Annotated in this window: 17 protein-coding genes; all 17 read left to right on the plus strand. The window is 34.7% G+C overall.

Annotated features, from left to right (window positions below):
* Positions 1 to 416: DNA/RNA non-specific endonuclease (locus NY607_RS21870; protein ID WP_259420366.1), on the plus strand; the 416-nt coding region annotated here is incomplete at its 5' end.
* An 11-nt stretch (positions 417 to 427) separates the two neighbouring features.
* A complete protein-coding gene (locus NY607_RS21875; RefSeq protein WP_259420388.1) occupies positions 428 to 916 on the plus strand; it encodes an antitoxin YezG family protein in 489 nt (162 codons plus the stop codon).
* A gap of 372 nt (positions 917 to 1288) precedes the next feature.
* On the plus strand, positions 1289 to 1621 hold the full coding sequence (locus tag NY607_RS21880; RefSeq protein WP_259420367.1) for a hypothetical protein: 333 nt from the start codon (positions 1289 to 1291) through the stop codon (positions 1619 to 1621).
* A gap of 452 nt (positions 1622 to 2073) precedes the next feature.
* Positions 2074 to 2277, plus strand: coding sequence for a hypothetical protein (locus NY607_RS21885; RefSeq protein ID WP_259420368.1), 204 nt, complete (start codon positions 2074 to 2076; stop codon positions 2275 to 2277).
* Entirely contained in the window at positions 2277 to 2789 is a 513-nt protein-coding gene (locus NY607_RS21890) for a hypothetical protein (RefSeq protein ID WP_259420369.1), read from the plus strand. Before NY607_RS21885 ends, NY607_RS21890 begins: the two co-directional genes overlap by 1 nt.
* A gap of 163 nt (positions 2790 to 2952) precedes the next feature.
* Positions 2953 to 3180 carry a hypothetical protein gene (locus NY607_RS21895; RefSeq protein WP_227744910.1) on the plus strand — a complete coding sequence of 76 codons (228 nt, stop codon included), beginning with the start codon at positions 2953 to 2955 and terminating at the stop codon, positions 3178 to 3180.
* Between the two features lie 56 nt (positions 3181 to 3236).
* Positions 3237 to 3932, plus strand: coding sequence for an endonuclease V (locus tag NY607_RS21900; RefSeq protein WP_131520630.1), 696 nt, complete (start codon positions 3237 to 3239; stop codon positions 3930 to 3932).
* A gap of 588 nt (positions 3933 to 4520) precedes the next feature.
* Positions 4521 to 5444, plus strand: a complete 924-nt coding sequence (locus tag NY607_RS21905) for a serine/threonine-protein kinase (RefSeq protein ID WP_131520631.1) — start codon at positions 4521 to 4523, stop codon at positions 5442 to 5444.
* A 462-nt stretch (positions 5445 to 5906) separates the two neighbouring features.
* On the plus strand, positions 5907 to 8075 hold the full coding sequence (locus NY607_RS21910) for a transcriptional regulator (protein WP_036075040.1): 2169 nt from the start codon (positions 5907 to 5909) through the stop codon (positions 8073 to 8075).
* Between the two features lie 196 nt (positions 8076 to 8271).
* The gene (locus NY607_RS21915; protein WP_036075041.1) at positions 8272 to 8697 is read left to right on the plus strand and encodes a hypothetical protein; all 426 of its coding nucleotides are present in this window, start codon (positions 8272 to 8274) and stop codon (positions 8695 to 8697) included.
* Positions 8698 to 8786: 89 nt separating this feature from the next.
* A complete protein-coding gene (locus NY607_RS21920) occupies positions 8787 to 9221 on the plus strand; it encodes a J domain-containing protein (RefSeq protein WP_036075042.1) in 435 nt (144 codons plus the stop codon).
* 29 nt (positions 9222 to 9250) lie between these two features.
* Positions 9251 to 9826 (plus strand): FHA domain-containing protein, encoded by a 576-nt coding sequence (locus tag NY607_RS21925; RefSeq protein ID WP_036075043.1) that lies wholly within the window; start codon positions 9251 to 9253, stop codon positions 9824 to 9826.
* A gap of 36 nt (positions 9827 to 9862) precedes the next feature.
* On the plus strand, positions 9863 to 10390 hold the full coding sequence (locus NY607_RS21930) for an FHA domain-containing protein (protein ID WP_131520632.1): 528 nt from the start codon (positions 9863 to 9865) through the stop codon (positions 10388 to 10390).
* A 6-nt stretch (positions 10391 to 10396) separates the two neighbouring features.
* Entirely contained in the window at positions 10397 to 11236 is an 840-nt protein-coding gene (locus tag NY607_RS21935; protein WP_131520633.1) for a PP2C family protein-serine/threonine phosphatase, read from the plus strand.
* A gap of 28 nt (positions 11237 to 11264) precedes the next feature.
* On the plus strand, positions 11265 to 12911 hold the full coding sequence (locus NY607_RS21940) for a serine/threonine protein phosphatase (RefSeq protein ID WP_227744911.1): 1647 nt from the start codon (positions 11265 to 11267) through the stop codon (positions 12909 to 12911).
* Between the two features lies 1 nt (position 12912).
* Complete coding sequence (locus tag NY607_RS21945) at positions 12913 to 14190, plus strand: normocyte-binding protein (protein ID WP_310794755.1); 1278 nt, start codon at positions 12913 to 12915, stop codon at positions 14188 to 14190.
* Positions 14181 to 14876, plus strand: a complete 696-nt coding sequence (locus NY607_RS21950) for an iron-dependent peroxidase (protein WP_081977432.1) — start codon at positions 14181 to 14183, stop codon at positions 14874 to 14876. The genes NY607_RS21945 and NY607_RS21950 overlap by 10 nt, the downstream gene beginning before the upstream one ends.
* Positions 14877 to 14895 lie beyond the last annotated feature (19 nt).

Below are 14895 nucleotides of genomic sequence, written 5' to 3' on the forward strand. Positions count from 1 at the left end.
CTCCAGATGGTTATACTTACCGTACGGATAACAATGGACGTATTACTGAATGTGAAGGAACGCTTATTCTAGGCACTGCAGAACGAAACGCATACACACAGAGAACTGTGGGAGGAAAAGATAGATTACCTGATGACGACGGTGGACACTTAATAGGAGCACAGTTTAAAGGGCCAAAGGATATCGATAACCTAGTTCCACAAAATAGCCAAATTAACCGTTCTGGTGGTGAATGGTTCAATATGGAGACTGAGTGGGCAAATGCATTGAAAGAAACACCTCCGAAAAAAGTTACTGTACAAATTAATCCGACGTATTCTGGAGATTCAATGAGACCAGATGCATTCGAAGTAATTTATCATATAGAAGGACAAAGACAAGTAGAAAAGACAATTAAAAACCAAGCAGGAGGCTGATTTATTTGAGTATGGAACAAGAAATGAATAGAATCTACCATGAAATTGCAGAAATTGTGAATGAGATGATTCCAGAAAAATGGGAAAGTTTTTATTGTTATGCGCAAGTTTCAGAGACAGGGGGAGGGACTTATTTTTTCTATAATACCCCATATAAAAAAGAAGAATTTATTTATAGTTTAGATATATCATCATATTTTAATATTGATAAAAATGAGTTTAATATTTTAAAAAGAAAACTATTTAGTTTAAGCGAAAAATTAAGAGAAGTTTTTATTTATCATGGACAGGAACTGTGGCACTCTTTTACATTATCGCTTGAACAAAGTGGAAAATTTAAGATCCATTATGATTATACTAATTGGTTTGAGACAGATTATGGATTTAATGAACAAATGGTGATATGGGAGTATAAGTATTTAGGAATTATACCAATAGATGAAAAGCAAAAAAAATTGATTGAAAGGTATTTAGAAGAATATCCAAATAACCCGATTTAATTAGGAATACGAATATTATGGATAAAATTTAAAGGTTATATTTACATGGATTAAAGTATAATTTTTTGATGGCACCTTTAAATAAGAAAATTTATCGACCAATAATTGATTATGGAATGTTGATTTAGCTAACAAATCCAATATGCAGAATGGGGTAATTAATAAATAGAATCTCAAGGTGTCGAGATAGTTTATTAAGATGGCAATATGGCTTACTCTCCAATAAGTAGGGAATAATTACAATTATGAGAGAAGTAGAATTTGCAGAAAAGATTGGACGTAGAGATATTGTGAATATGCTTTTTGAAAATTACATTCAAGAGAGATTGTTGACGAATTACTTAAAATGATAAAAGAAGTAAGTTGATATATTTGAATATTTTAGAGAAAATCGATAATGGAAATTGTGCAGTTGAAGAGTTGATAGAACTACTTGATGAAAAGAATCCAATAATATTATATTATGCAATGATTGCTATTGGTAAATATGAGATATTCAATGAAGATATAATTAAAACACTAAATGAATTGTCCTTTAAAAGAGAGTCTAAAGATAAGTTGATAGGATATTATAAAATTGGTGATTTAGCTATGGTGACGTTAAAAAAAATTGGATTTAATCTAGAAGTTATCCCTACTTATCAAAAACTTGATGATTTTGAGCAAGGAATGATATTAAAATTATATAGTGAGATAGATTGGTGAAATATTGATTTTTAGAATAAGTGCAAATGCACAAATGTTAAATAATGTTTCAGATTTTGATACAAACTTACCCTAATTTAACAGCCTTATGAGAATATTCTTAGAAATAATATATTTAAGCTGAAACTAGTAAAAAGTATGTAACCAAAGTGTTTAAAATTATTAGATGTTATATTTAACTTAACAGCTCAGGTGCCATTTTAAATGTGGTTGTGAGCTGTTTATTTTTATTGTAAATACTTATAAATATATAAAATATATAAAATATATAGTTACTTTGTCAAAAAGGATCAGGTAAGAATCCATCTCAGCATTGATGAGTGACATTTACCTCCAAGGAGGGTGCCGTCTTTCTACAGCTCCATCAGGATAGCGGCATCACTGTGCATAGTAAGCCCTCCTTGCTGGTCAAAGCCAACGACACGATCACCTTTGCCGGAAAACGTGTGTCCATGAGTGCAGCGGAGTCGATGCGTTTCACATGCGGCTCAAGCAGTCTAGTGTTTGATGGCAATACCGATATTCAGGGACAAGTAGTGACGATGGATGGCTCCATTAAAGCCCCTGTTTCCATCGCTGCGCAAGAAGAGGAAGCAGACCTGGAGGCAGCCCTAGACGTCATGGGGATGATCCCTGTTGGTGGGGGTGATGCCTAATGGGTCTATTAGGATTAGCAGGAAGCTTACTAGGGATGATTCCGAAAGTAGGCTCCCCAGGTGGAAAGAAAAAAGGAAAGAGCGGCGGGTCAAAAGGAAAGAGCACTAAGAAATCCTCCAAAAAGAAGAGCTCTACGAAGAAAAAACAAAGAAAATCCAATAAAAAGAAGAAAAAACGCAAGAAGAAAAAGAAGAAGTGGGGTAAATTCTTTACCAAGGCACGGAAGCTCTATAATAAACTAAGCAAAAGTAAAATAGCAAAGCAATTTAAAAAAGTAGTAAAAAGAGCTGTCCTAGCGGGAAAGAAAACCTATAAACAAGCAGTAAACAAAACGAAAGCCGTTTATAACCAGACAAAGCAAGCAGTAAAGGAAGTAAAACAAACAACGAAGGAACTAGCCATCAAAACGAGTTCAGCTGCAAAAGTGGTGATAAAGGACATCAAAAAACCAGTTGTCAAGTCACTTAATAGCTTCAAAGAAATCGGCAAAGAGTTCAAAAGTGGTGAGTAGATAAAGCACTCGATTCTCCATATGATTTTGCAAATTATCTAACTCTAGGTGCAGTAGATGGCATTTGGTCTGGAGCCAAAGGTAGAGCAGATAAGATGCGCAACATTTGGTTTACGGGAAATATTTTAATAAAGGGATTATCTCTCATTATGCAGTAGAATTGATGGAAATTGGTGACGAAAGTGAATTTGTTCATGAACTTGCTTGGGGAATATCTAGTGAAGATTTAGATAAACTCATGTTAGCTATAAGAACTAATTATTTTCCTCAATTAAATGAAGAAAGCACAATATTGGTTAATTATATGCCCCAAGAACTTCCAACTACGCATGAAGATATAATGAAAAGGTTTGAAAATTTTTTAAAACGAGAGAGAATTAGATATAGTTAGCTATTTTAATGGGCAAAGAAAGAAAAGCATAAAAGACAAGTAAAAAAAGTGAAAGAATGGATGAATGGTGGAAAATGAAAAGGGAAGAATTGTTTAAGATTGAACAAGAAAAATGGATTTCTAAGATTTCATTAGAAAACAATTTTCAGTTAGCAGCTATTCGTCGGGTAGCTGGAATTGACATTGCATATTGGACAGAGGGGAAGCAAGATTATGGGGTTTGTTGTATTGTCGTAATCGATTATATTACCAAACAAATTATCGAAGAAGTAGAATATTGGGGTCAAATAGATGTGCCATATATTCCAGGATATCTTGCTTTTAGGGAACTTCCGATGGTGATAGAAGCAGTGAAAAAGCTGCAATGTGAACCAGATCTTTATATGTTTGATGGAAATGGTTATTTACATTATAGGCATATGGGAATCGCAACACATGCCTCATTTTATTTGAAGAAACCCACAATAGGCGTTGCAAAAAGCTACTTAAAGATAAAAGACACGGATTTTCAAATGCCAAAAAATGAAACAGGAAATTTTACTTATATTAAGGTTGATGGAGAAGTATATGGAGCAGTATTGAGAACGAGAAAGGATGTAAAGCCCATTTTTATTTCATGCGGTAACTGGATCGATTTAGAGACTTCAATAAAAATAACTCTACATTTTGTAGAAAAAAATAGTCGATTACCAATTACGACACGTTATGCAGATTTAGCTACTCATGAGAGTAGAAGGAAATATACTCAATAGATTCATTAACAGGTAAACATATTTGTTAGGGTATAAGAAGGAGTTTTTGGTTACTCATAGATTTAGAGGTTATGTGATATAAAAGGTGTCGTACAATCAATAAAGAAATCACCCTACAACGTTATAAACTTAATAAATAAAAGTTCTTTTTTTTCAAATACATATTGGGAAGTTTATGATAAAACACATCAAGACCTTTTAGGACTGGATTCATGTAAAGAGGAATCTGTTTTTTTATAAATATATAGAATCTACATAAAATAAATATCTCACAAAAATATATGGCTAGATTATCTTTTGAAATCAACTGCTTGAATCACCTATTTAAATGTGATTTAAGCTTTTTTTATGAATAAAGGTTAGTGTTAATTCGACTTTCTAATATAATAAGAAATTCTTAACGAGAGATGGATAAAAAATCAAAATGTCAAATAGATGTATCAAACCTCAAATGGAAAGAAGATCACTATTTAATAAAAAGATATAAATTGGTATACTTACATTAATTTGTATTTTAGTTAAAAGGTAGATAATTTGATCTATATTTGCATACAGGTTTTCAAAGCTTATAAGGGGGAAGGAGCAAAAATGCAAGCAACTCAATGTGAATTGAGCTTACCGATAAATAGTGTTCTGAATAATACATATAAAATAAAAGAAGTTGTTGCTACTAGTAAATTATCCATCGTCTACCTTGCGGAAAATATTAACAATGCAGAGCAACTAATTGTTAAAGAATTCTTTCCAAAAGAAATGGCTATACGGGATTTAGATAATAGAACAATCATCAATCGTTTGCCTTCAACAAAGCAAAAATTCAAGGATCTAAAAGGAATTTTTCTAAATGAAGCATTTATTATGCAGCAAATAAATCATCGTAATATAGTCAAATATACTGATCATTTTGAGGAAAATGGATCGATTTATATCATTATGGATTATTATGAAGGAAAACTATTAGATCAATATCTAAAGGATTTTCCTGTCCAGGATCGAGACCATTTATACAAAAGTATCTTTCTTCCTTTAATAGATGCACTGTGCTATGTACATAAACTGGGGATTCTCCATCGTGACATTAAGCCAAGTAATATTTTGATAGATTCAGAAGGTAATCCATTTTTACTAGATTTTGGGTCAGCAATTTTTTATAAAACAGCTAAAGATAATCAAATTTTTACAAGCTCAGGTTACTCTCCTCTTGAGCAATATTCTAATAAGTCCGCGCAAGGTGTATATACTGATGTATATAGTTTTGCTGCAACATTTTACTTTTCAATGACAGATAGTATTCCTCCTGATGTTTCCCAGCGGCTTATTGAGGATAAAATTGAACAAGTAAAAGAACATAATAATAGTGTAAGTCTTCTCTTATCCTACATCATTATGTGGGGGTTGGCAGTACAAGTAAAAAAACGGTGTCCTTCCCTACAAATCATGAAGTGGGTAATAACAGTTGAAGAATTTGTCAATAGGATAAGGAACTATTTAAAGGTAAATAATTCTAAATGACCAATTATCTAGAAAAAGTAATCCATTCTTATCATTTTGTAGTGTAAGATCAGCGCTCTGTACAGCCTAAGAGGATTAAAAAATTCACCCTAGGCTGTCTTTTTTTATTAAAAAAAGTGGAAAAACACATTTTTTTTAAAAAAAATATCATAAAATTAGGTATGTTTAATTTTTCCTATTAAACTATCAATTTACATTTTAATTAACAAAATATTACAATGTAAATATTGACAATAAAATAAGATATTGTATAGTTACGTTGTGATACATAATGTCATTTGTGATGTAGATAAAATGGTTATAAAATTTTAACTTCAGTTTAGCTAAACTGCAGTTTCTTTTTCTTTAAATGGAATTTTATAACTAAAAAGTTAATTTTAAGTTACCGCTCGCAGATGATTGTGCTTACTCGAAATCCGATGTAAAAAGGAGGGATGGCTGTATAATAATACAGCCGAATGAATGGATATTATTAGTCAAACAAACAGAACCATGCTATTTGAAGAAATTAATCCTGAAAAGATGGACTTAATTACGCTTGTTGGAGATGTAAAGGGGATCGACAGTCTAAGTGATGAAAAGATTAAAGAAATTCATCAATATCTTCTTGTCAAAAGCTTTGACGAATTTTTAGATAAGTTTTCTCCAACGGTTTATTCATTCTACAATGCCGCTAATCAAAAGGTAATGTATACCCTGAAGAAACCTGAAGGTATTCAAGATGATTGTATTTCTGAAATAGCAATCGATCAAAATAATGATTTTTTAAAGATGCTCTTCACCCTCATTGATACCAAAAGAAGCCAGGGCATCACAAATGTAGATTTTAAATTCGAAAATCTACTTGATATGATCTCTCCTAAGAAAGTCATGGACGACATTCGCCAAGTTCGTAAGGAAATTCATTACCTTTACGGTGAATATGAGAAGCTAGATGAGGGTGATCCGAAAAAATTAGATACTGGTGACAAGCTGAATCTGATGTTTGAAGTAGCCAGTAAAAATTACAACAATGTCATGGCCATGCTACCTTTAGCAATCGAAGATATTAAAACTAGATTATTGTTAGGCGTTAATCAGGATGAAGGAGAATCCGAAAAATTACAAATTGGGACCCTTTCTATTGGTGATAATGGCGAGTTGAAAATTATTGAGGCACCTCAAAACAATAGCTCGGAACTGATGGTGATTGAAGAAAATAGTAACTATGGTTTAAGTACTGTTTTTGAAGAAGATTATGAGGCCATTACAGAGTCTCCTTCTTCCTATGTAAAAGATTTAGTTGTAAGAACGTTCTCTCCTCTACCAGCTGTGAAGGCGGAATTTGATGTGGAAACAGAGGTTCAAAATTACAATACATACCTTGAGTTCTATAAGAATGCGAAGGATGAATTTGTAAAAACGGTCAAGCCTCTAGTGGAAAAGCTCCTAGGCATTAAAATGTACTTTGATCAGTACACAACGAAAAATAAAGGGATGCAGCCATCATTGCTTGTGACAAACACTAAGCTCGATATGCTCGTGAAAAGTAATAACCTACCACGATTACGGACGTATTTAAATACTGTAAACTCTAAAAATGACTTTACGGATACGGTGTGGTACGGCATTGTTCCTGCACTGGAGCTAGAGGCTACTGGAAAAATGAAGGTCAGCCGATCTAGATTTAAAGGGAATGAAAAGGTTGCCAAGCAAGAAGGCAATACAATGGAATCCCTATCGATTCTTCTAGATACGATAAAAGATTACAAAGTGCAGGTTTTCTTTAACTTCATGGCGGAGGAAGAAACAACATTCAATGGGATTGCAACCGCAGGGATAGATCGTCTGATTGATAAATGCGCCGTGCTTGTTCGAAAAGACTATAGTGAGTTTGCGATACCGTGCTTACCGAACTTCACCATAATTCCAAAGGATAAATCAGGTGTCGTTATTGATGCGAGAATGTACACGACGGAAAATGGCGCCCGTTTATCTAAAGAAAAGGAAGATATTTTAAAGCTATGGATCGAAGGGGTCTATGTCGGGGCTAGCTATGTAGCCGCAGGCATTGTTTCCGCCTACCAATGCCCTGAGTATTTAAAGGAGTCCTTCAGAAATGTAAAACGTAATTATCCTGGCGTACGATTCGATATTGAAGCCGGTGAAAACTCGCTTAGAGCTGTTACAACAATGGCAAAGGAAATCTCAGGCTTTACGAATAATATTAAAGATGCGATTAACAGCAGAAGCTTTGGCTTTGTGTTCTCGTCAGAAAATGCCCAGCTCCAAGATAAAGATATTAAACGTATTACTGTCTATAAAGCTAGAAGCTTAGCGATGGAAGAGGATGGATTCGATTCTATCTACAAAACACAGGTGAGTACGTATATTGAAAGAATACTGCGATTCCAATCAGGTGACTTTAAGCATGAAAATATTGTTAGGTTCTTCAGTAATAATCCAAGCAGTCAAAAAAGTAAATGGCTGAATGATAAAGGCTATGTCAACTCCATTATCCATGATGGAGATGATATCGGCTACATTATCGATGAGAAAACGAGCACGTGTCAAATTGACCTTGTGTTTAATGGCAATGTGAAGAATTTAGAAGTAATGATTACAAAAGGGACAAGTGCTGTTAAAGCCTAACAAGTTTAAACATACAATTATTCAATTTTTCAGTCGTATGTTTAAGATTTTTTAAATCTTTTAACATAAATAAGAATCTTCATTAAGGTGGAGTGTTACATATTTCTCGATGTTTTATTGAGAAATGAAAACAGCAAGTGTTAAAAACTTTCATCTTATGAACAGGAGATTCAAAAAATATTAGGAGGGAATTAGAATGGGTTTTGTATTAAAAGTAGAAGGATCAGAGGCAATTGAACTAGGGTTAGAAAGCATTATGTCTGTTGAATATGAAACAGATACGCCAAATGATTCTAACGCACGTTCTACAGATGTTGGAGCCACTTTAAAAGTAAGAGGTAAAATTCTTACAGCAACTGATGGTGATAATTCTGATGATACGATGAAATTAGGTTTATGGTCATTAGTACCAGCTGAAAAGGCTGACTGTTACCGTAAAGTGACATTAGAGGTTGTTTCAGCAGATCAAGTAGTAAGAAAAATTCATTTCCCAAATGCTTTTGTGGTGGATTATACAGAAAGATATGGTGACACAGAAGGTATTGGTGAATTCTTCTTATTTGTTAAACAAAAGAAAGACAAAACAGATTTGGCAAAAATCGAAGGCGGCTACGCTGTCTAAGAGTGAGATAGCACACTAAAAATTATCTAAGGGGCTTAATATAGCTCCTTAGATAATTTTTGAATAATCCTAGTACTGGGGATGAAAAAATGAAAACACATTATGACACATTAGGTATTAGTAAAGACGCGACACAAGATCAAATAAAGCTCGCTTATCGAAAGCTTTCAAAAAAGCATCATCCTGATGTAAGCGGAGGAAACAAAGAGTCTGAAAAAATTTTCTTAGAAGTAACAGAGGCATATAAAGTTTTGAAGGATGAAGCGGCTAGGAAGGCATATGATGCTCGACTAGATGGCGCTGCGCAAAGCTGGAATCATGAACACTCAGCTAACAAGCAATCGACAAGTCAACAATCGACTGCAAAAAGGCCAGATTTTAATATGAACAATATTGAAAAAAACTTTGAACATTTCTTTGGCTTTAATCCTAAAACAAAGGAAACGTCCTCAACGTTACATAAGAAAAATAAGAAGAATCCTCTTGATACTACAGATTTATTCGAACGTTTCTTTAATAAATAATTCAAAATGGCAAGAGGGAGTGTGATTATATGCAGGAACCATATTCAAGTAAAGATTATAGTAACAATGCAAGGAAAAAAATGTTTATAAGACTCATCGATATTATTATTATCACAATTGCCTTCTTTTTTATCCTATATGTTTTTGTTATGAATCAGGAAGTCCTTTTAAAATTTGTTATCGGAACCGTAATGGTGATACTTGCCATTATTTATGGTTCTCTCAAATACGAGGCAAAATCACTCACTCAAGCGAAAACAAACAACGACATTTCAAAGCTTGTACTACTTAATGAACGCGGGATGAAAGTAGATGAATGGGAGCTTGGTGATCAAATTTCATTGCTTATCGGGAAAAGTACAGCTGAACATAAGGCAGATATTGATTTATGTGGAACGGAATATGAATCTCTTGTGAATTATGAGCATGCTGTATTAAATTGTGTAGCTGGTATTTGGTATATAGAGGATATTGATTCAGTAAATGGTGTTGGCTTAAAAAAAGCTAATAAGCGCGTTAAAAATAGATTAAAACAAGAGATCCCTTACCCATTAGGTAATGGTGACACGATATACATAGCAAATACGCGAATTTTGGTGAAATAGAGAAAGAAATTCGGAACATAGATGGGGGATAACGAAATGAGTTTGATAAGATGTACAAATGGTCACATGTTTAGTTCAAGGAGACATCGCAATATTTGTCCATATTGTAACGTGATGGTGGAGCAAGAGCACAGACAAAATAGCCCAACAGCTCCTGTCGTTGAATCAGAAGATAAAACATTGCCCTATTTAGGAGAAATGGATGGAATTGATCCAGTAACAGGTTGGTTGGTTTGTATTGAAGGCCCTCAAATGGGGAGAGATTATCGCATCTTAACTGAAAAGAATTTTATAGGTAGAGCAGAAGACATGCATATCCGGATAGCAGGAGATAATTCCATCTCGAATCGTAATCATGCTGTCATTGTATATGATCCGAAAAAGCGTAATTTTTATTTATTACCAGGTGATGCCTCGGGATTAGCTTATCTGAATAATGAAGCCGTTTATACCCCAACTGAATTAGCAGCTTATGATGTTATTCAGTTAGGGAGAAGTATGTTTTTATTTATTCCATTATGTGGCGTTCACTTTGAATGGGAAAACAATCAAAGTGAGGAATGATGATATATGGACCAAAATTTAGTGCCTTACATAATTGCCTTAATTTTCATCATTATACTCATCGTTTTGCTAATTATCAGATTTATTCTAGCTCAAAAAATGGATAAAGGGAAAATTTATATTGGGAATGGTCAAACGATTGGAAGACGTGATGAACAGGATGATTATTTCTCCACAACCGAAACAACGCATGGCACAATTGCAGTGCTTGCAGATGGTATAAGTGGTTTAGCCAATGGTCGTATGGCCAGTACTATCGCTGTAACGACATTTATAGAAGAATTTAAAAAGCTTACTACCTTAAAAAATCTACCTAACTATTTTAAGGAAGCAGCCATAGCAAGTAATCATATGATTTTAGAAAATTTAAATGGCTCGAACGGAGGAACTACCCTAGTCACGGCCATTATCGACAAGGAAGGTTTACTCCATTGGGGGGCTGTAGGAGATAGTGTTATCAAAATTTTTAGAAATGGCGAATTTATAGCGGTTAACCAAAAGCATATTTTTGAATCAGTATTAACAGAGCGATATATTTCTGGTGAAATAACTCAGCTTGAGGTGCAAGAAAATCCTCTGAAAAAGAGACTTATCAATTATTTAGGGTATGAAGGCTTTAAAAATTTAGATATAGGGAAGAGCCCTATTCAGCTAAATAGGGGCGATAAGGTCTGTCTATTTAGCGATGGAGTCTATGATACGTTAACAGAGGTTGAAATGGAAAAAATTCTCTCACAGCCAACTCCTCCCTATGATATTGCTCAAGACATTATTAAAGCTGTTGAACAAAAACGCTTAAAAAATCAAGATAATGCAACCATCGTTATTCTAGAAAAAACATGGTAAACATTTTACATGTTAAGGAGGAGTAATCATGAGAAAAGAAAACAGCGACTTTAAAACTAGTTTTCTATCTGAAGCTGGTTCATTTTTGCAGAACAAAGATTACTTTGCCTATACAGAGCTCGACGATGTAGCCTGCTGGGTAGCTGTAAAAGGGTTAGATTCTGATCAGGAAATAAGTAGCGCAGAACTTGCTGTGAAGGCAATTTTGGAAAAGTTTATGGAAAAACCATCTATGTCCAGGAGAAGTATTAAAAAATATCTAAAAAATGCGCAAGCTATACTTCAGGCTCAAAGCTTAAGGGTGAGATTAAAGGCAAGTATTGTTATCGTCATATCAGATTACTCAAAAATGATTGTTGCAGTCGCGGGAAATTCGAGGCTATATCATTTTCGAAATGGTACTTTATCGTATAAAACTACTGATCAAAGCTTAGCGCAGGAGATCGTAAACAGCAGAAATCGTTCACTGGATATAAGCCAGCACGAGGAAAGAAGCAACCTACTAAATTATCTTGGTAAACCTGAAGATTTTAAGCCCTTTGTGTCTAAGAAAATGAAGTTATTGGATGGAGATGTGTTAGTGCTTTGTACGGCGGGCTTTTGGGAGGATGTTAATGAGATTGAAATGGCCGACGCACTGGAGGACACGAAAGACCCTGAGCAATACACGGATTTATTGGAAGAGGTGCTTCTAAGTAGGCAAAGGAAGGTTGTAAATAATTATACAATTGCCACTATATTTGCTAATAAGGTTTATCAGGAAACAAATAAGAAAAAAATGAAGTACATTAAAATGATTGCTGCCGCATTAATCGTAGCGTTAGTCGTTGGGGGCAGTACTATTTTTTATCAAGCGAAGCAAGCCAAAAAAATGGCAGAATTAACCGTTGAAATGAAGGACCATGAAAAGAGCGGAAATCTTTATTTTCAAGATGGAAATTATGAAAAAGCGCTTCTGGAATATAGTGAGGGCAGAAATGCAGCCAAAAAATTGAAGGATCCAATACATAGAAATTTACTGGCTAAAAAGTTAAGAATTACTGATCTCATCTTAAATGGAGATAAATCAGCTGAAGCAGGAAAATTTACAGATGCTCTTGAGCAATATGAAAAGGCTAAAAAAGAAGGAAAGCTCATTAAGAACTTTGGAAAGGAAGCTACTGAGCAAAGAATAGCGAATATGGATACGATTGTTCAAATTGCTGAAGCTGTGAAGGATGGAGATTTTCGATTTGAAGCAGAAGATTACAATGGGGCACTTGAAACATATGAAAAGGCAAGGAAAAAGGCCCTCACCATCTCCTATACTGGCGAGCCTCAAATAAAGACAAAAATAGAAGAGACAGAGGCTAAAATTGCTGAATTGAAAAAGGCCCAGAAGGAATTGAAGGCAGAAGGTTTAGAAAAAAGTGGAGATCAGAGCTATGCACGTCAAGAGTACGGAAAAGCGATTGAATATTATACACTTGCACAGGAAATTTATCAGGAGACAGAGCTACTGTCAAAGGTTTTAGGTCTTGAGCGAAAGGTTATGAACGCCAATGATAAATTAAATCCACCTCCTCAGGCACCGGCTACTGATATAGACCCATCTTACGAAGCGGCAATACCATTTGAAGAAGGAGCAGCTGCTAATGAGTCATCTGATGCTGAAGTGATGAAAGAGGGAAAGTAAAGTGATAAAAGAGCTCATGTTTGAACGGTTACGCAAAATAGAGGATTTAGAGCAACGTCAACTGCTAAAAGATATTGTCAGTGGCGTTTTTGTAAATTTAATTGACTATCAGGATGAAATGAATAGAAAGCTTGAAGAGCGAGTATTTAACGAAATGGAAGATGTTGAGAATAGGTTTGACATTTATGTCACGCTTAGTGCAAAGGAGGATGTTGACCCGATTCATCAATGTTTATTTCCGATGCGACCAGCTGATTTAGAAACGAAAGCAATCGATACAGCCAAATTACTTCAATCGTTAAAAAACAAAGAACAAGCCGTCCTGTGTACTTTATTTCTAGAGTGTGACTCGATACAAATTCAGCAGTTATTAGTTGAGAAACGACGCTTTAACGGAACTCTCATCACAACAGAAGGACAACTAGAGATAAAGGTAAGCCTTTCAAGAAATTCAGACTATTTGCAAGAAATCGATCAGCTATATCCGATATTCCAAATTAATGGATTGCCATGGAAAACCATTAATCACCCATACGCCTATAAATTTTTGGATGTACATTTAGTGGATTGTCCACCTTTCAATGAAGATACTGAAATCATTGAGATAATAGTTGATTTAGAGGAATACGAGCCAAAAAAGAGAGTGGACATGGTTCCACTATGGAATATTGAGCGACATGAGGTCAAGAATGTGGGCTTCCCCATTCCTGCTATCGATAAGGTCAATTATGAGCATGTCCTTTCAATCCGCAAAATTGGCAACGAGCATGGGTATCTTGTTGAAGCGGATGAGGAGAATGTTCGCTACGTTAAACGTTCAGATAATGAATTAACCATTGTTTCACCACAAGACAAATCAGGAGTTTGGCAGTTAATCAAAATTGCAAAAATGGAAGATGAAAAAATTGGAAAGCTTCATTATGAGCTTGTTTCCAATCGACGAATAGAGCATTTTATGCACAAATTTGCTAGTAAGTATACTGCAAATGTTAAAACGAAGGGGGAGATTACTAGGATGATTAACTCCTTCGAGGTAGCTGTTAGCGTTGAGCTAGTAGATGTGGAGATAGTGGACTCTTTTTCAAGAGCAGGTTTTACGCATTCAGTAAACCCTTTCTTAACAGAAATGATAGGAGAAAATAGTCATAAAAAAACGATGCTACTAAAGTTTAAGGCAAAAGAGAAAAAAGATTTTATAGCAAATGATATTTTGAGCTTTTTAGTATCCGAGGTACAGCGACATTTCTTTGAATATAAATGTGTAGGTGTGTGGCTATGAATTATATTTGGGATTTGCTCATTAAAGCCGAGGATGAAGGACTTTCTAAAAAGGATATAAATTTTCACCTTGCCGAGACATATTCGCCCTATATGGAGCTTAGTCCACAGTTTTTAAATACACAGTTGGTTGAGCAGCACGTCGAAGTAAATCCGTACTATCGCTACTTTGATATTTTTAACAATCTTTTTCACCCGGATAATACATCTGATAGAGCGTTTAGGGAATATTTTTTTGACATCGTACTGCATTTCTTAGCTGACATTGATCGTATGCAGGGGATGAATAAAAAAGAGTTTTTTATTCGCTTTATTTTAAAAGATATCGAAGCCAATGTATTTGGCAATGTAGTACGTCATAATATTTGTTCGTTTTCAAAAAAGGAACAAGAAATCGTGGTCCTGAACATGCTGAGACTGTACCAGACCGGGGATGAAATTTACTTATTAAAGGATACGCTAAAAAGGCTCTTTAAAGGTTGTTTCATCTATGTAAAATCAGAGGAGCAAGATGAGCTGCTTTTATATATACGTCAGAAGAAGACAGAGCAGAATGAGCAAAAGGTACAGCTCATACAGGAAATATTTTTGCCTATCAGCTTCCATATAGAGGTTTATTGGCAATATCACTTCGGCATAATCGATGCAGAGGAAACAATGAAGCTAGATCGAATAGCTCTTTACTAAACAGGGCAGAGGAGGGATT

It is taken from the genome of Lysinibacillus sp. A4 (assembly GCF_024919535.1).
In the GTDB taxonomy this organism is placed as follows: Bacteria; Bacillota; Bacilli; order Bacillales_A; family Planococcaceae; genus Lysinibacillus; species Lysinibacillus capsici.

Coding starts and splice junctions, on each gene's coding strand:
- NY607_RS21885 (WP_259420368.1), top strand. CDS start 2,074: ATGAGTGCAGCGGAGTCGATGCGTTTCACATGCGGCTCAAGCAGTCTA.
- NY607_RS21940 (WP_227744911.1), top strand. CDS start 11,265: ATGAGAAAAGAAAACAGCGACTTTAAAACTAGTTTTCTATCTGAAGCT.
- NY607_RS21935 (WP_131520633.1), top strand. CDS start 10,397: ATGGACCAAAATTTAGTGCCTTACATAATTGCCTTAATTTTCATCATT.
- NY607_RS21905 (WP_131520631.1), top strand. CDS start 4,521: ATGCAAGCAACTCAATGTGAATTGAGCTTACCGATAAATAGTGTTCTG.
- NY607_RS21900 (WP_131520630.1), top strand. CDS start 3,237: ATGGATGAATGGTGGAAAATGAAAAGGGAAGAATTGTTTAAGATTGAA.
- NY607_RS21875 (WP_259420388.1), top strand. CDS start 428: ATGGAACAAGAAATGAATAGAATCTACCATGAAATTGCAGAAATTGTG.
- NY607_RS21930 (WP_131520632.1), top strand. CDS start 9,863: ATGAGTTTGATAAGATGTACAAATGGTCACATGTTTAGTTCAAGGAGA.
- NY607_RS21890 (WP_259420369.1), top strand. CDS start 2,277: ATGGGTCTATTAGGATTAGCAGGAAGCTTACTAGGGATGATTCCGAAA.
- NY607_RS21915 (WP_036075041.1), top strand. CDS start 8,272: ATGGGTTTTGTATTAAAAGTAGAAGGATCAGAGGCAATTGAACTAGGG.
- NY607_RS21910 (WP_036075040.1), top strand. CDS start 5,907: ATGGATATTATTAGTCAAACAAACAGAACCATGCTATTTGAAGAAATT.
- NY607_RS21920 (WP_036075042.1), top strand. CDS start 8,787: ATGAAAACACATTATGACACATTAGGTATTAGTAAAGACGCGACACAA.
- NY607_RS21895 (WP_227744910.1), top strand. CDS start 2,953: ATGGAAATTGGTGACGAAAGTGAATTTGTTCATGAACTTGCTTGGGGA.
- NY607_RS21925 (WP_036075043.1), top strand. CDS start 9,251: ATGCAGGAACCATATTCAAGTAAAGATTATAGTAACAATGCAAGGAAA.